Here is a 16206-nt window from a genome sequence, read left to right as displayed (position 1 = left end):
CTGCGCCGGCCACTTCCGGGGCCGACCGCGACGCAGGCACAATGGCAGGCTTGACTCGGCAATTCTTGCGGACGACAACAGTGGTAAATTTCTTAAGTCGTTGTGTTGGGAGGCGCAAAGTGAACAGACATGCGGTGATTTCCCCGGCCGGCTGCCGGCCCTCGGTTTTCCGCCAGCCCGATTCGGTGATGTATGCGGACAATTGCAAGGAATTGCAGGCCGCCGCGAGGCGGGGCGAGGTGGAGCTCCACGCCTGGACGCGCGGCAGCTATCCCGGCATTTCGCTCGGCGAGCGCCTGCCGGGCATCCGCACCGTCGGCTTCTGGGACGCGCGCCACGGCCAGTCCTGGGGGCTCGGCCGGCACTGCAACGAGGGCTTCAAGATCGCCTATCTCGCCCGCGGCAGCCTCGACCTTGCGGTGGACGAGAAGACCTACGCGCTGAAGCAGGGCCAGTTCATCGTCATCCGCCCCTGGCAGCTCCACTCGATCGGCAGTCCCAATGTCGGCCCGAGCCGGCTGCTCTGGATCATCCTCGATGCGGGCCTGCGCCGGCCGAGCGAGACGCCGGACTGGCCGGACTGGCTCGTCTTCTCCAAGGACGAGGCGGCGCGGCTCGGGGATATCCTGACGCAGAACAACCAGCCGGTCTGGGACGGCGGCGCCGAGCTCTGCCGCGCCTTCGAGGCGATCCCCTCCATCCTGCTCGACCGCAGCCCGCAGGACGGTGAGACGCGCCTGAAGGTGGCGATCAACGCCGTGATGCTCAGCCTGATCGACCGCATGAGCGAACAGGTTCCGACGCTCGATCCGGACCTCTCCACCTCGCAGCACACCGTCGCGATCTTCCTGCGCCGGCTCGCCTACGCGCTGGAGGAGGACTGGTCCCTCGAAGGCATGGCGGAGGAATGCGGACTCTCGCGCACCCGCTTCTCCGACTATTGCAAGAAGCTCACCAACATGGCGCCGCGCCAGTATCTCCAGCACCTGCGCCTGGAAGAGGCCTCGCGCCTCCTCCAGGAGCCGCGCAGCGCCAGCGTCACCGAGATCGCGCTCAGCTGCGGCTTCAACTCCAGCCAGTATTTCTCCAACGCGTTCAAGAAGCGGTACGGATATCCGCCGAGCAGCCGCCGCTGCCCCGAACGCGCGGCGGCGACATTCAGTTGAGGGCCAGCCCGCCGCCGGCGAGGGCGGCGGTGAAGATGCGGCCGTCCTGCGCCGGGCCGAGGGCCGTGCGCTCCTTCAGGAGCTCAAGGAAGTCGTAGCCGGCCGGCCAGCGGCCGAAGCCGCTTGCGACATTGATATGGCCCGCCTCGCCGATGTCGACGAGGTCGCTGCCCCAGGCGCGCGCCGTCCGCCGCAGCCGGTCGACGGGCATGTAGGGATCGTTGAGGCTGCCGACGACGAGCGAGGGAAACGGCAGGCGCTTCAACGGCATGGCCCCGAACTTGACGATACAGGGATGCAGGTTCTCCGTCGCGTCGAGATCGCAGGGCGCGACGAGCAGGGCGCCGCGGATGCGCGCGGCGAGCCGGCTCTCGGCGAAATGCGCCGCCAGCACGCAGCCGAGGCTGTGGCCGACGAGCCAGACGCCCCTGCCGATCATGTCGACCTGCCGCTCCAGCTGCGCAAGCCAGAGCTCGCGCTCGGGGCAGGTCCAGTCATATTGCTCGACGACGCGGCTTTCCGGATTGTCGCGCGCCCAGTGGCGCTGCCAATGGGCTTCCGGCGAGCCGTTGAGGCCCGGCAGGATGAGCGTGTCGACGGGTATATCGATTGACGGCATGGCGGCGGCCTTCCTTCGCAAACCGGATATGCCCCGGATGATGCGCGCGCCGGGCCGGAATCGTAAGGAAGACGCTGCTACAGTCTTCAAAATCCATAAAAATTCTTTGCATCGCAGGCCGGGATGCGGGGCATCGGGCGGGCCAGCCGCCCGATGCCTCTATCCGCGATGGTCGAGCCGCGCGACGAGCCGGTCGCCGAGCCACTGGATGCCGCAGACGAGCACGATGAGCACGGCGACGACCGCCACCATCACCGCCGTCTCGAAGCGCTGGTAGCCGTAGCGGATGGCAAGGTCGCCGAGCCCGCCCGCGCCGATCGCGCCGGCCATGGCGGACGCGCCGATCAGCGTCACCAGCGTCACGGTGAAGCCCGCGACGATGCCCGGCAGCGCCTCGGGGATCAGCACCTCGCGCACGATCGTCCAGCGGTTGCCGCCCATGGCGCGCACGGCCTCGATGAGGCCGCGGTCCACCTCCCGCAGCGACACCTCGGCGATGCGGGCGTAATAGGGCGTCGCCGCGATCGACAACGGCACGATCGCCGCCCAGGTGCCGATCGACGTGCCGACGATGAGGCGCGTGACCGGGATGAGCGCGACGAGCAGGATGATGAAGGGCACGGAGCGGAAGCCGTTGATCACGGCGCCGAGCACCCGGTTGACCCAGAGGTTTTCCGCGATGCCGCCGCGGGCGGTCGCCACCAGCGCAAGGCCGAGCGGCAGGCCGAAGACGAGCGAGATGATGCCGGAGGCGGCCGTCATCAGCACGGTTTCCCAAAGCGAGCGAAGAAGAAGCTCAAGCATGACCGGCGACATGGCCGAGGACCTCCACCTGCGCGCCGAGGCGCTCTGCGAACGAAACGAAGCGCGCCGCGTCATCGACCAGCACCGCAAGGAAGAAGCGGCCGACAGCCTGCTCCTGGATATGGTCGACGCCGCCGTGGATCAGGCGATAGCCTGCCGGAAACGCGGCGGAAAGCTCCTGGAACAGCGGCCCCGTCGCCGCGGGACCGGCTATGTCTATGCCGAGTACCGCCTCGCCGGCCACATCCGCCGAAAGCCGCTCCGCGATATGGGCCGGAAGCTGCGGGCGGATGCCGCTGAGCAGGCTCTTCGTCGTTTCCGCCTGGGGCTGCGAGAAGACCTGCCAGACCGGCCCCTCCTCCACCACGCGGCCGGCGTCGAGCACCGTCACGCGATCGGCGATGGTGCGCACCACCTCCATCTCGTGGGTGATGAGCAGGATGGTGAGGCCGAGCTTGCGGTTGATGTCCTTCAGCAGCGCCAGGATCGCGCGGGTCGTTTCCGGGTCGAGCGCGGAGGTCGCCTCGTCGGAAAGCAGCAGCGCCGGGCGCGCGGCAAGCGCGCGGGCAATGCCGACGCGCTGCTTCTGGCCGCCGGAAAGCTCGGACGGATAGGCCTTCGCCTTGCCGGAAAGGCCGACGAGGTCGAGCAGCTCCGCGGCCCGCGCAAGACGCTTTTCCTTCGACCAGCCCTCGATCTTCAGCGGCAGCGCGACATTCTCCTCCACCGTCTTGGCGGAGAGCAGGTTGAAATGCTGGAAGATCATGCCGATGCGGCGGCGCAGCGGCTGCAGTTCGGCTTCGCCGAGCCCAGTGATCTCGCGCCCCTCGATCTCGATCCTGCCGCTGTCCGGCCGTTCCAGCCCGTTGAGGCAGCGGATCAGCGTCGACTTGCCGGCGCCGCTTCGCCCGATGATGCCGAGGATCTCGCCGCGGCGCACATCGAGCGAGACCCCGTCCAGCGCCGCCGTCTCGCCGAAGCGCCGGCGCACATCGGCAAGGCGGATGACATCCTGTCCGGCATCCGTCGCCGCCGGCCTCCAGGTTACATGCTTGTTCATTCAGTCTTCCTTCCGGAAACGGAAAGACAGCCCGCGACGGCCGGAAGCGCGTCGCGGGCTGTCCCGATCGATCGTTGCATGCCTCATTAATAGGCGCTGATGCCCGTACCCTTGTAGACGCGGTCGAATTCAGCCTTCACGGCATCGTTCTGGTAGGCCGCGACGAGCGGCTTGACCCAGGGCTCGTCCTTCGATTCCTCGCGCACCGCGATGAAGTTGCGGTACGGATTGTCTTCGACCGGCTCCTGCGCGATCCGGTTTTCCGGGGTGAGGCTGCTCTTCAGCGCCCAGTCCGTGTTGACGATGGCCGCATCGAGGTCGTCCACCGAGCGGCCGACGATGCCGGCGTCGAGTTCCTTGATCTCGATGTTCTTCGGGTTCTCGGCGATGTCGGCGATGGTCGCGAGAATGCCGGTGCCTTCCTTCAGCTTGATCAGGCCCTCGTTCTCGAGCACGCGCAGCGCGCGGCCCTCGTTCGACGGATCGTTCGGCACGCCGATCACGGCGCCGTCCGGCAGGTCGGCGACCTTGGCGTGCTTCTTCGAGTAGAGGCCGATCGGCCAGACGGCGGTATAGCCGACCGGAACGATCTTGTAGCCGTGCGTCTTCACCTGGTTTTCCAGGTAGGGAAGGTGCTGGAAGGCGTTTGCGTCGATCTCGCCGCGCGCCAGCGCCTCGTTCGGCTGGGTGTAGTCGTTGAAGACGACGGTCTCGATGGTGAGGCCGTTCTTGGCGGCCTCGGAGGTCACCACGCGCCAGACGTCCTCGTCCTCGCCGGAGATGATGCCGACCTTCAGTTCCTTCTTGTCTTCGGCAAGGGCCGGCCCCGGCGCGGGGAACGCGGAAAGGGCGACCGCAGCCACCGCGAATGCCGCGAGCGCGGACCGCCGGGTGAGGAGCGTCGTTTCGAGGAGGGTTTTGCTGATTTTCGACATTCTGGCCTGCTTTCGCGATTGGGAGGATCGACTGCGAAACACCGTTGTTTCTGAAAGCAAAATCGCAAATGCCGCTTTTCCGGACAACGAATGGCGATTTATTGGGCAGGAAGAACGGGAACTTTCCCTCTATCGCGCAGGCACCGGGCGGAAATATTTTCCATCGCTTTTATGGATTATACGCATACCCGCGTCGCCGCGGAACGCCGCCCGCTCAGCCCGTCCTGCCGAGCGCGGCGACGCGCTCGAAATGCCCGCGGCCGAGATGGCCGGCGCCATCGCGGATGTCGGCGGCGATGGCGGCCTTCAGCGCTTCGGCGTCCCGCTTGAGGATGGCGGCCAGCGCCTCGGCATGGCGATCGACCTGATAGGTCTCCGACAAGGTCTCGCCGGCCCGGCGCATGAAGGGGCCGAGCCGCAGCCACAGGGATTCGATGAGCGGCAGCATGACGGTGCCTGGCCGCGCCTCGTAAAGACAACGGTGGAAGTCGAAATTGGCCTCGACCAGCCGCCCGAAATCGCCGGCCGCCAATGCCTGGTCGGCCTGCTGGTCGAAGGCCCGCATGCGGGCGAGCCGCATGTCGTCGACGAAGGGCATGGCCCTTTCGGCCGCACGGGTCTCGAGGGCGACGCGCGCTTCCAGCACCTCCTCGAAACTCTGGGGATCGAGATCCGGCACGCGCACGCGGCGATTGTCGAGCAGTTCCAGCGCGCCTTCCGAGACCAGCCGGTGCAGCGCCTCGCGCACCGGCATGGCGCTGACGCCGAGCGCTTCGGCAAGGCCGTTGATCGTCACCGGGTCGCCCGGCTCGAACTGGCCGGTCATGATGCCCCGCCGCAGGACGCGGTAGACCCACTGCTTGGCGGATTCGGAAGCCTCCCGGCCGGTCGCAACAAGCATGCTGAAATCCTCCCTCCGCAGACCCGGTCTTGCGCCGGCTCGTCGTCCCTGGGCTGAATTGCACGGGCGCCTGCACGCAGCGCGGTTAAATTCGCAAAGCCCAAAATCGCCCTTTACAGATTTGATCAAATTATGGTTTGTTGTGATCATAAGCAAGACAAGCCTATCACATAAGAGCCGTGATCAGCGGCCGGACAGAAACAGCCGGCGGTTTGGGCAGAGGAAGCTCGGGACGCCGGTCGAAGAACGGGGAAGCGATGACTGATACCCGAACGACCGCGCCCCATGGCGGCGCCATCGGCATGCACGGCATCAAGAAATGGTTCGGCACCTTCCAGGCCGTCGACGACGTCACGCTGGACATACGCTCGAACGAGTTCTTCACCCTTCTCGGCCCTTCGGGCTGCGGCAAGACCACCCTGCTCAGAATGATCGCCGGCTTCGAGCTGCCCACCGAGGGACGGGTCCTGCTCGACGGGACGGACATCTCCCGCCTCCTGCCGAACCAGCGGCCGGTCAACACGGTCTTCCAGAACTACGCCCTCTTCCCGCACCTGACCGTCGCCGAGAACATCGGTTTCGGCCTGAAGATGCTCGGCAAGCCGAAGGCGGAGATCGACCTGGTCGTGAAGGACATACTCAAGCTCGTGCACCTCGAAGGGCGCGGCAACAATCCGGTGACGCAGCTTTCGGGCGGCCAGCAGCAGCGCGTTGCGCTCGCCCGGGCGCTTGCGCCGCGGCCCAAGGTGCTGCTGCTCGACGAGCCGCTCTCCGCGCTCGACCTCAAGCTGCGCAAGTCCATGCAGATGGAGCTGAAGCGCCTGCAATGGGAAACCGGCATCACCTTCGTCTTCGTCACGCACGACCAGGAAGAAGCGCTCACCATGTCCGACCGCATCGCCGTCATGTCGACGGGCACGGTCCGCCAGGTCGGCTCGCCCTGGGACGTCTACGACCGCCCGGCCGAGCGCTTCGTCGCCGACTTCATCGGCGAGACGAACTTCCTGGAGGCCGACGTCGTCTCGGTTGCCGGCAACAGGGCCCGCGTGCGCCTGTCCTCCGGCGCGGAAATCTCCGCGACCTATCCGGAAGACATCACCCCCGGCGGCAAGGTCACGATCGTCATCCGTCCCGAGCATGCCCGCCTCGGCCCGCCGGGCTCCGGCGTGCTTGAAGGGGTGCTGGACGACATCGTCTATCTCGGCACGGACAATCATTTCCACGTCAAGGTGGATGGCGGCGGCACCTTCATCGTGCGCCAGCAGAACGCCAAGAGCGGCCCGTGCGGCTTCTCCGAACAGGAACGCGTCGGTATCGCCATCAACGACGACGTCGCCCAGATCCTGAGGGACTAGACATGACGGTCAGCGCCCGGGACGTCGACGAACAACGGCAGAAGAAGGACATCCGGGATCGCTGGCTGCTCAGCACTCCCGCCCTCCTCCTCATCCTGGCGGCGGGCGTCGGCCCGCTCCTCATCGTGGTGCTCTATTCCTTCCTCGCGCCGGGCAGCTACGGCGACGTGAAATGGGAGTTCTCGACGGAGGGCTGGTTCAACGTCCTCTTCACGCGCGACATCTTCGACGAGACGGTCTCGCTCGCCGACGCGCATTTCTCGATCTTCTGGCGCAGTGTCAAGCTCGCCTTCGCCACGACGGTGCTCTGCCTGGTCTTGGGCTTTCCCACCGCCTATTTCATCGCGACGCGCGCGCCGCGCAACCGCTCGCTCTGGCTGTTCCTGATCACCATCCCCTTCTGGACGAACATGCTGATCCGCACCTTCGCGATCCAGGAGGTGATCCGCAGCGAAGGCATCGTCAACTCGCTCCTGATGAAGATCGGCATCATCTCGGCGCCGATCCAGATGATGTTCACCGACTTCGCCATCATGCTCGGCATGACCTACGTGTTCCTGCCGCTGATGGTGCTGCCGCTCTACGCGAGCCTCGAAAAGCTCGACTTCCGCCTGATCGAGGCGGGCTACGACCTCTATGCCTCGCGCTTCGGCGTGCTGCGGCGCATCATCATCCCCTTGGTCAAGCCCGGCATCATCGCCGGATCCATCCTCGTCTTCGTGCCGGCCCTCTCGTCCTACGTCGTGCCGCGCGTCCTCGGCGGCGGCAAGAACCTGATGATCGGCAACCTAATCGAGCTGCAGTTCGGCCAGGGACGCAACTGGCCGCTCGGCGCCGCCCTTTCCGTCACCCTCGTCATCATCGTCCTCTTCGCCATGCTCTACTACGTCCGCAACGCATCGAAGACCGGAGGCGGCGCCCATGGCTAGGTCCTTCTCGATCAAGCGCCAGCCGGGCTTCGCGACGATCGCGATGTTCTGCTTCTTCCTGCTCTACCTGCCGATCGCGACCCTCGTTGTCTATGCCTTCAACTCGGGCACGTCGATCGCCACCTGGGAAGGCTTTTCGCTTCGCTGGTTCGAAAGTGCCTGGAACAACCAGCAGGTCATGGAGGCGTCCTGGCGGTCGCTGCGCATCGCGGCCGTCGCCGCGGTCATCGCGACGGCCTGCGCGACGCTGGCGGCCATCGCCACCACGCGCACGGCGCCCTACCGGGGCCTCACCTTCAAATATTCCATCATCAACATGCCGCTTCTCGTGCCGGAGATCGTGACGGCGGTGGCGCTGCTCATCCTCTTCTCGCGCGTCAAGGTGTGGACCGGCTATTCCGGCCTCGGCTACCTCATCGTCGCCCATTCGGCCTTCTGCGTGCCCTTCGCCTACATGCCGATCCGCGCGCGCCTGGAAAGCATGGACCTTTCGCTGGAGCGGGCCGCGGCCGATCTCTACGCCTCGCCCTTCCAGACCTTCCGCTACGTCACGCTACCGTTGCTCTGGCCCGGCATCCTCGCAGGCCTGATGCTCGCCTTCGTCATCTCGCTCGACGACGTCGTCATCACCGAATTCGTCAAGTCCGGTGGCCAGGACACGCTGCCGACCTACATGCTCGGGCAATTGCGGCGCGTCGTGACGCCGGAGATGAACGCCATCTCGACGGCCTTCCTCGTGCTGTCGCTGGCGATCGTCACCCTCTTCTTCTTCCTGAGCCGTCCGCCTCAGGGAGACAACGAATAGATAAAGGAGAACAGCCGATGAAAACGAAACTGGGACTGATCGCGCTCGCCGCCGGCTTGATGGCCTCCACCGCCATCGCGCATGCGGAGGGCGAACTCAACATCTTCAACTGGGGCAACTACACCAGCCCGGAGATGATCAAGAAGTTCGAGGAAGCCCACAAGGTCAAGGTGACCGTCACGGACTACGATTCGAACGACACCGCGCTCGCGAAAATCCGCCAGGGCGGCCACGGCTTCGACATCGTCGTGCCGTCGGCAAGCGTCATGCCGATCTGGATATCGGAAGGCCTGCTGCTCGAATCGCGGCCCGACCAGATGGAGAACTTCAAGAACGTCGATCCGCAATGGGTGGACGTGCCGTTCGATCCGGGCCGCCACTATTCGGTCCCGTGGCTGTGGGGCACCACGGGCGTGACGGTCAACAAGTCGATCTACGCGGGCGACCCGAACACGTCGGCGATCTTCCTCGATCCGCCGGCCGAACTCGTCGGCAAGGTCAACGTCGTGCCGGAAATGTCGGACGTCATGCACATGGCCGTGACCTATGCGGGCGGCGAGCCGTGCACCGGCGACCTGGAGGTGCTGAAGAAGACGCGCGACATCCTGACCGCCGCCAAGCCGAAATGGATCTCGATGGACTACGGCAACATCGAGAAGTACACCAAGGTCGACCTCGGCGCCGGCGTGAACTGGAACGGCGCGTCCTTCCGCGCCCGCCTGCAGAACCCCGACGTCATCTACGGCTACCCGAAGGAAGGCTATCCGGTCTGGATGGACAATGCCGCCATCCTCAAGGACGCCAAGAATGTCGAGAACGCCAAGCTGTTCCTCAACTTCATCATGGATCCGGAAAACGCCGCCATGCTGTCGGCCTTCGCCCGCTATGCGAACGGCATCAAGGGTTCCGAGCCCTTCATGCCCGAGGACATGAAGGACGCGCCGGAGATCGTCGTTCCCGAAGAGCTGAAGGCCGCCGGCAAGTTCAACCTCGCCTGCCCGCCGGAGGTGCAGGAGCTCTACACCAGGATCTGGACCGAACTGCAGAAGTAAGCGGCCCAGCCCGCAAGAAGAGGACTGCCGGACGCGGGAAGGCATCCGCCTTCCCGCGCTCCGGCTGGAATGGCAATGATCAGGACCTTCAAGGACAGGCACGGCTTTTCCCGCGCCGACGTCACGCTCGCCAACTGGCGCACCGCTCCCTATAGCCGCTGGACCTTCCAGAACGTCCGCGACCTCGTGCCGACGGCGGTGATCGCCGCGGAGGTTCCGGCGCCGGAGGTGCCGCTCGTCAGCGACGCCTTCCTCGACGCGCCGATGGAGACCGGGCTTGCCGGCGCGGAAAACGCCCGCGCCTTCCTGGAGTCCGCCCATACGGACGCCTTCGTCATGATGCGCCGGGGCGAGATCGTCGCGGAATACTATGCGCCGCATGCCGATCCCAACGCGCCGCATCTCGTCTTCTCCATCTCCAAATCCCTGACGGCGGTGATCTCCGGCATCCTGGAGGCCGACGGCCTCATCGACCCCGGCCGGCCCGTGACGGACTACCTGCCGGAGGCAAAGGGCAGCGTCTACGGCGACTGCACCTATCGCGACGTGCTGGACATGCGCGTCAGCCTCGATTTCGAGGAGGCCTATCTCGATCCCCACGGCGCGTTCGCGCGCTATCGCCGCGCCATGCTGTGGAACCCGCCGATCAAGGACGCGGAGCCGGAGACGCTGGCCTCCTTCCTGCTCACCCTTCGGAAGGCCGAGCGGCCGCATGGCGGGCCGTTCTACTACGCCTCGCCCAATGCCGACCTCCTCGGCGTCGTCATCGAGCGCGTCACCGGCGCACGCTTCGCCGACCTCGCCTCGGAGCTCTTGTGGAAGCCGATGGGCGCGAAGGGCGACGCGGACGTCACGGTGGACGCGGTCGGCACACCGCGCACGGCCGGCGGCGTCTCCATGAGGGCGCGCGACCTTGCCCGGCTCGGTGAACTCCTCAGGAACCACGGCGTCAGGGGCGGCCGGCAGGTCGTTCCCGAAGGCTGGATCCGCGACATGCAGGAGAACGGCGACCGGCAGGCCTGGCAGGAGGGCCGCAATGTCGACCTGCCGAACGGACGTTACCGCAGCCAGTGGTACCAGTCCGGCGAGGCGGACGGCGCCTTCTGCGCGATCGGCATCCACGGCCAGTGGCTCTATGTCGACCCGAGCGCGGAGACCGTCATCGTCAAGCTCTCCTCCCAGCCCGAGCCGCTGGGCGACGAGGAGAACCAGGACATCTTCACCTTCTTCCGGGCGCTCTGCCGCCGGTCCATCTGACAACACCGAGGGAACACGCCATGCAGACCGAAGCGAGCTTTATCATCCGCAACGCGCGGGTGCTGACCATGGACGAGGCGAACCCGCGCGCCGGCGCGGTTGCCGTCTCCGGCACCCGCATCCTCGCCGTCGGCTCCGAGGCCGAGATCGACGCCTTTTCCGGCCCCGACACCCATGTGATCGACGCCGGGGGCGGCACGGTCCTGCCCGGCTTCAACGAGGCGCACATGCACATCTTCGGCGGCTCGGCCGAGCTGCGCGAGCTCTCGCTCATGGGCGTCAAGGGCTTCGACGCGCTCGCGGCGGCGCTGAAGGCCTATGCGGCGCAGTATCCGGAGCGAAAGCTGCTGATCGCCCAGCATGCCGACTACACCATCCTTTCCGACGACGAGCGCATGACGCGCCACCACCTCGACCGCATCCTGCCGGACCGCGCCGTGCTGATCTTCGCGCCCGACCACCATACCGCCTGGGCCAACACGCTGGCGCTGAAGATGGGCGGCATCCTCGAAGGCCGCGACGTCGGCGTCGGCAACGAGATCGTCATGGGCGAGGACGGGCTCGCCAACGGGGAGCTGCGCGAGAGCAACGCTATCCGCCCGGTCTCGGCGCTCGGCGAAACCGGCGGGCGCGAGATGCTCGGCGTCGGCACGGGCGGCGACCCGGAGCACGTGACGGCGGCGGAGCGGGCCGGCGACATCGGGATCCTCAAGGAGGGCCTCGCCTATGTCGCCTCGCTCGGCATCACCTCGCTGCAGAACATGGACGGCAGCCTCTACCAGCTGGAGATGCTGGACGAGATCGAGCGGACGGACGGCCTGCCGGTGCGCGTGCGCATGCCCTTCCACATGAAGAACTTCATGCCGCTGTCGGACCTCGAGACCAAGGCGGCGGCCTGGCGCGCACGCTTCAATTCGGATCGCCTGCGCTGCGATTTCGTCAAGCTCTTCATGGACGGCGTGACGGAATCGGGCACGGCGGTCTTCGTCGACGACTATTGCCACCAGCCGGGCTGGAAGGGCGAGCCGCTGTTCTCGCAGGCGCACTTCGACGAGATCGCCATCGCCGCCGACAGGCTCGGCCTGCCGGTCGCGGTCCATGCCATCGGCGACGGCGCGGTGCGCATGGTGCTGAACGGCTACGAGGCGGCCATCAGGGCGAACGGCAAGCGCGACAGCCGCAACCGCATCGAGCATATCGAGGTCGTGCACCCGGACGACATTCCCCGCTTCAAAGAGCTCGGCACCGTCGCCTCGATGCAGCCGACCCATCCGCCGGGCAGCGCCGGCCTGCCGACCGAGCCCTACCTCTCCTATATCGGCGAAGAGCGCTGGCCCTATGCCTTCGCCTGGCGCACGCTGGTCGACGCGGGCGTGCCGATCGTCTTCGCCACCGACTGGCCGGTCTCCCCGCTCGACCCGATGCACTGCATCGAGTGCGCCATGACGCGCACGGTCTGGAAGGAGGGCATGAAGGATGAGCGGCTTTCCCTGCACGAGACGCTGGCCGCCTATACGAGGAACGGCGCCTGGGTCGAATTCATGGAGGACCGCAAGGGCGTGCTGAAGCCCGGCTATCTCGCGGATATCGTCGTGCTCTCCGACGACGTGGAGGCGGCGGACTTCGCGAACCTTTCCGCCATCCGCCCGGTCGTGACCATGTGCGACGGGCGCATCACCTACCAGGCGTGAGGCGGTGCGGCGAGCGCCGCCCGCCGGATCCGGCAACACCACCACCCACGCGGCGGTTGCGCGCGCCGCGCCGTTCGATAGGCCCGAAACCTCCTCCCCCCGTCATCCTCGGGCTTGACCCGAGGATCCCCACAACCGCGGCGCGTCTCAAGCTTGGCGGCCGAGGTCGACGAGGTAGGTGTTTTCGGCGCGGGACCTGGCGTAGTCCTCGGGGCGGATTTCGGCGAAGAGGAGGGTTTCGCCCTCGGCTGGCGCTTCGGCCAGGAGCTTGCCATCCGGGGCGGCGATGCGCGAGAGGCCGGCATAGGTGAAGCGGTCGTCGGCGCCGCAATGGTTGATGTAGGCGACGAAGACCTGGTTCTCGAAGGCGCGGACCTGGATCATGTGGCTGGCGATGAAGGTGCCGGACGGGCCTTTCGGCAGGGCCGTGGGCACGACGACGAGATCGGCCCCGGCGAGCGCCAGGCGGCGCACGTTTTCCGGAAACTCCACGTCGTAGCAGATCAGCATGCCGAGGCGGATGCCGCCGAGCTCCACCATGACGGAGGCCGGAACGCCGGGATGGAAGGCGTCGCGCTCGTAATCGCCGTAAAGATGGGACTTGCGGTAGACGGCGTTGGTGCCGATGCCGTCCGTGAAGAGCGCGCTGTTATAGATATGCGTGCCCTCCTTCTCGGCGAAGCCGGCGATGATGGCGAGCGCATGTTCCCGCGCGATGGCGCTGAGCCGTTCCGCCACCGGACCCGTCGCGGGCGAGGCGAGCCGGCCGAAGGCCGCCTCCCCCGCCCCGTAGCCGGTGACGGCGAGCTCCGGCACGATGAGGAGCCTTGCCCCGCCCGCCGCCGCATCGGCGGCAGCGGCGGCGATACGCTCGATATTGGCCTCGCCGTCGCCGGCGATCGCATGCATCTGGAGGGCGGCGATCCGCATGGTCTGTCTTTCCTAATCCCGCGACGACATGGCGCCGAGCAGCTTCGGCAGGTCGCCGAAGCGCGCGACGAGGCCGAAGACCACGGCGGCGATGCCGACGAACAGGACCGTGACCGAGGCCATCGTCGGCGTGTAGCCGTAGCGCAGCGCGTTGAAGATCTTGATCGGCAGCGTCTCCATCGTGAAGCCGACCGTCATGTAGGCGACGATGTACTCGTTGAGCGACAGCACGAAGGCGAACGCATAGCCGGAGACGAGATAGGGCAGGATGAGCGGCAGGACCACGGTGCGGAAGACGGTACGGTCGTCCGCGCCCATCGTCGCAGCGGCTTCCACCAGCGAGCGGTCGATGGAGGAGAAGCCGAGCGAGAGCGTCACCAGCGGCAGCGTGACGAAGAAGATGGCGTGGCTGACGACCGCCGTCGCCGGCTGGCCGTAGAAGCCGGTCGTCGCCCAGAAGGTGAGCAGGCCGAGCGCGGTGATGACCGGCGGCAGCGTGAAGGGCGCGATGCCGAGCACCTGGAAGACGTTCGCCCAGGGCGCGTGGCGCCGCCAGAGGAACCAGGCGAGCGGCAGGGCGATGGCAAGCGCCACGGCCGCCGACAGCGCCGCGAGCGTCACCGAGGCGACGAGGGCATTGCGCCATTCGGCATTGGTGAAGATCTCGCCGTACCAGCCGAGCGAGAAGCCCTGCGGCGGGAAGGCGAGGGTCTGCTTCTCGTTCACCGAAACGCCGGCCACCACGATGATCGGCAGGGAAAGGAATAGGCCGACGAGGCCGAGATAGAGCCGTTGCAGCAGCGTGTTCATGCGGCTTCTCCCTTGCGGCCGGCATAGACGGTGAGCGCGACGAGGCCGAGCGTGACCAGCACGAGGAACACGGCCATGGCGGCGGCGAACGGCATGTTGGACTGGTAGATGGCCTGGTCGGTGATGAGCACGGAGAGCGTCCAGTGCTGCGGCCGGCCGAGGATCTGCGGCAGGAGGTAGGAGCCGAGCGCGAAGATGAAGACCATGATCAGCGTGGCGACGATGGTGTTCCTCAGCGCCGGCACGACGACGGTGAAGAAGGATTTCACCGGAGAGGCGCCGAGCGTGCGCGCCGCCTCCGTCAGGGTCGGATCGAGCCGCACGAGGGCGGGGTAGAGCACGAGCACGGTATAGGGCAGCGCCTGGTAGACCATGGCGGTCAGCACCGCGCCGAGGCTCGGGTTGAGCGCCACGGCCTCGTTCATCAGGCCGAGCGTGACGAGGAGGTTGGTGATGCCGGCGGTGCGCGAGAAGAGCGTCGACCAGGCAAAGCCGATGATGACCTCCGAGAGCGACAGGATGGAGAGCAGCGCCACCAGCCAGAGCACCTGCGTGCGGCGCCTCGCCCGCGAGAGCAGGTAGGTGAAGGGCACGGCGATGACGACGCACGCGATGGCGACCGCGACGGCGAGGAACAGCGAGAAGCCGAGCACCTTGCCGAAGAAGAGGCTGAGGAAGCGCGCATAGTTGTCGAAGACGAAATCGGCCGAGTAGAAGCCGGCCGGATCGCGCCGGAAGAAGGAGACGGCGATCATCGTGGCGAAGGGCACGACGAAGAAGACGGTCAGCATGCCCGCCGGGAAGACGAGCGGGCCGTAGTCGGAAAGCTTCTGCGGGGCCTCGCGCCTCATGACTTCAGCACCACGCAATCGGCCGGGTCGAGCCGGATGCCGACGGACTGCCCGACGGAGACGTCCGGCCGGGCGTTCGGCATCGAGACGGCGACGATCTGCTTGCCGCCCGCCTCCACGAAGGTCTCGATCGTGCCGCCGAGGTCGCGGATGAAGGTGACGGTGCCGGTGATCGCGCCCTCGCCGGGGGCGGCAAGGTGCACGTCCTCCGGGCGGACGGAGAGGACGCCGGAGGCGAGGCCGGCCGGGACGGGAAGGCCCGGGACCGACGCGCCGAGCACGCTCGCGCCCGCGCCCTCCGCCTTGAAGTCGATGAGGTTGGTCATGCCGATGAAGTCGGCGACGAAGGTGTCGGCCGGGCGGCGGTAGATCTCGACCGGCGGGGCGGCCTGGCGGATCTCGCCGCCGTTCATGACGACGACCGTGTCGGCCATGGTCATGGCCTCGCGCTGGTCGTGGGTGACGACGATGGTGGTGATGCCGAGGCGCTGCTGGAGCTGGCGCAGCTCGACCTGCATGGCCTCGCGCAGCTTCGCGTCGAGGGCGGAGAGCGGCTCGTCGAGCAGGAAGAGCTTCGGCGAGATGGCGAGCGCGCGGGCGATGGCGACGCGCTGGCGCTGGCCGCCGGAGAGCTTTGATACGGGGCGGTCGGCATAGCCCGTCAGGTGGACCATCGCCAGCAGTTCGTCGACGCGCTTCTTCTGTTCCTCCCTGCCGACGCCGCGGATGCGCAGCGAATAGGCGATGTTCTCGCCGACGGTGAGATGGGGGAACAGGGCAAGCGACTGGAAGACCATGCCGAGGTCGCGCTTGTGGGTCGGGACGTTGGTGATGTCCCTGCCGTCGAGCCGGATCGCGCCGCTGGTCGGCAGGTCGAGGCCGGCGACCATGCGCATCAGCGTGGTCTTGCCGCAGCCGGAAGGGCCGAGCAGGCAGACGAAGGTGCCGTGCGGCACGGTCAGCCGGACATCCCTGACGGCCGTAAACGTGCCGAATTGCTTGGTGACGTTCTCAAGGGTCAGTCCGGACATCGGGTCTCCG

At 66.9% G+C, this 16206-nt stretch carries 16 protein-coding genes; 7 read left to right on the top strand and 9 right to left on the bottom strand.

The annotated features are described in order from the left end of the window. Positions 1-119: 119 nt before the first annotated feature. Positions 120-1166, top strand: a complete 1047-nt coding sequence (locus ACIIOY_RS11470) for an AraC family transcriptional regulator (RefSeq protein ID WP_411034799.1) — start codon at positions 120-122, stop codon at positions 1164-1166. Here the strand turns inward: ACIIOY_RS11470 and ACIIOY_RS11465 are convergent. The 5 genes from ACIIOY_RS11465 to ACIIOY_RS11445 all read right to left on the bottom strand — a co-directional run bounded on the left by ACIIOY_RS11465 (position 1159) and on the right by ACIIOY_RS11445 (position 5485). Further along, positions 1159-1785, bottom strand: a complete 627-nt coding sequence (locus ACIIOY_RS11465) for an RBBP9/YdeN family alpha/beta hydrolase (protein WP_411034798.1) — start codon at positions 1783-1785, stop codon at positions 1159-1161. The two genes, ACIIOY_RS11470 and ACIIOY_RS11465, sit on opposite strands and share 8 nt — an antisense overlap. A gap of 159 nt (positions 1786-1944) precedes the next feature. Continuing rightward, positions 1945-2601 carry a methionine ABC transporter permease gene (locus tag ACIIOY_RS11460; RefSeq protein ID WP_411034797.1) on the bottom strand — a complete coding sequence of 219 codons (657 nt, stop codon included), beginning with the start codon at positions 2599-2601 and terminating at the stop codon, positions 1945-1947. Next, positions 2582-3649 (bottom strand): methionine ABC transporter ATP-binding protein, encoded by a 1068-nt coding sequence (locus tag ACIIOY_RS11455; protein WP_411034796.1) that lies wholly within the window; start codon positions 3647-3649, stop codon positions 2582-2584. The genes ACIIOY_RS11460 and ACIIOY_RS11455 overlap by 20 nt, the downstream gene beginning before the upstream one ends. Positions 3650-3735: 86 nt before the next feature. After that, complete coding sequence (locus ACIIOY_RS11450; protein ID WP_411034795.1) at positions 3736-4584, bottom strand: MetQ/NlpA family ABC transporter substrate-binding protein; 849 nt, start codon at positions 4582-4584, stop codon at positions 3736-3738. A gap of 214 nt (positions 4585-4798) precedes the next feature. Next, positions 4799-5485 (bottom strand): GntR family transcriptional regulator, encoded by a 687-nt coding sequence (locus tag ACIIOY_RS11445; RefSeq protein WP_411034794.1) that lies wholly within the window; start codon positions 5483-5485, stop codon positions 4799-4801. Positions 5486-5742: 257 nt separating this feature from the next. Here ACIIOY_RS11445 and ACIIOY_RS11440 point away from each other — a divergent pair, with 257 nt between their 5' ends. The 6 genes from ACIIOY_RS11440 to ACIIOY_RS11415 all read left to right on the top strand — a co-directional run bounded on the left by ACIIOY_RS11440 (position 5743) and on the right by ACIIOY_RS11415 (position 12574). After that, positions 5743-6840, top strand: a complete 1098-nt coding sequence (locus ACIIOY_RS11440; RefSeq protein WP_411034793.1) for an ABC transporter ATP-binding protein — start codon at positions 5743-5745, stop codon at positions 6838-6840. 2 nt (positions 6841-6842) lie between these two features. Then, a complete protein-coding gene (locus ACIIOY_RS11435; protein ID WP_411034792.1) occupies positions 6843-7769 on the top strand; it encodes an ABC transporter permease in 927 nt (308 codons plus the stop codon). Next, the gene (locus ACIIOY_RS11430; protein WP_411034791.1) at positions 7762-8574 is read left to right on the top strand and encodes an ABC transporter permease; all 813 of its coding nucleotides are present in this window, start codon (positions 7762-7764) and stop codon (positions 8572-8574) included. The genes ACIIOY_RS11435 and ACIIOY_RS11430 overlap by 8 nt, the downstream gene beginning before the upstream one ends. 17 nt (positions 8575-8591) lie before the next feature. After that, positions 8592-9626 (top strand): extracellular solute-binding protein, encoded by a 1035-nt coding sequence (locus tag ACIIOY_RS11425; protein WP_411034790.1) that lies wholly within the window; start codon positions 8592-8594, stop codon positions 9624-9626. Between the two features lie 75 nt (positions 9627-9701). Beyond that, positions 9702-10883, top strand: a complete 1182-nt coding sequence (locus ACIIOY_RS11420; protein ID WP_411034789.1) for a serine hydrolase domain-containing protein — start codon at positions 9702-9704, stop codon at positions 10881-10883. 20 nt (positions 10884-10903) lie between these two features. Beyond that, positions 10904-12574, top strand: a complete 1671-nt coding sequence (locus tag ACIIOY_RS11415) for an amidohydrolase (protein WP_411034788.1) — start codon at positions 10904-10906, stop codon at positions 12572-12574. A 147-nt stretch (positions 12575-12721) separates the two neighbouring features. Here the strand turns inward: ACIIOY_RS11415 and ACIIOY_RS11410 are convergent, their stop codons facing one another. The 4 genes from ACIIOY_RS11410 to ACIIOY_RS11395 are packed head-to-tail and all read right to left on the bottom strand — an operon-like array spanning position 12722 to position 16196. Beyond that, entirely contained in the window at positions 12722-13504 is a 783-nt protein-coding gene (locus ACIIOY_RS11410; protein ID WP_411034787.1) for a carbon-nitrogen hydrolase family protein, read from the bottom strand. 12 nt (positions 13505-13516) lie between these two features. Beyond that, positions 13517-14314 carry an ABC transporter permease gene (locus ACIIOY_RS11405; RefSeq protein ID WP_411034786.1) on the bottom strand — a complete coding sequence of 266 codons (798 nt, stop codon included), beginning with the start codon at positions 14312-14314 and terminating at the stop codon, positions 13517-13519. Then, positions 14311-15165, bottom strand: coding sequence for an ABC transporter permease (locus tag ACIIOY_RS11400; protein ID WP_411034785.1), 855 nt, complete (start codon positions 15163-15165; stop codon positions 14311-14313). The genes ACIIOY_RS11405 and ACIIOY_RS11400 overlap by 4 nt, the downstream gene beginning before the upstream one ends. After that, positions 15162-16196, bottom strand: a complete 1035-nt coding sequence (locus tag ACIIOY_RS11395) for an ABC transporter ATP-binding protein (protein ID WP_411034784.1) — start codon at positions 16194-16196, stop codon at positions 15162-15164. Before ACIIOY_RS11395 ends, ACIIOY_RS11400 begins: the two co-directional genes overlap by 4 nt. Between the last annotated feature and the right edge of the window lie 10 nt (positions 16197-16206).

This window comes from Shinella agrisoli, assembly GCF_046557955.1.
Taxonomy (GTDB): domain Bacteria; phylum Pseudomonadota; class Alphaproteobacteria; order Rhizobiales; family Rhizobiaceae; genus Shinella.
Note: the sequence above shows the minus strand (reverse complement) of the source record. Positions and strands in the feature narration are given on the sequence as shown.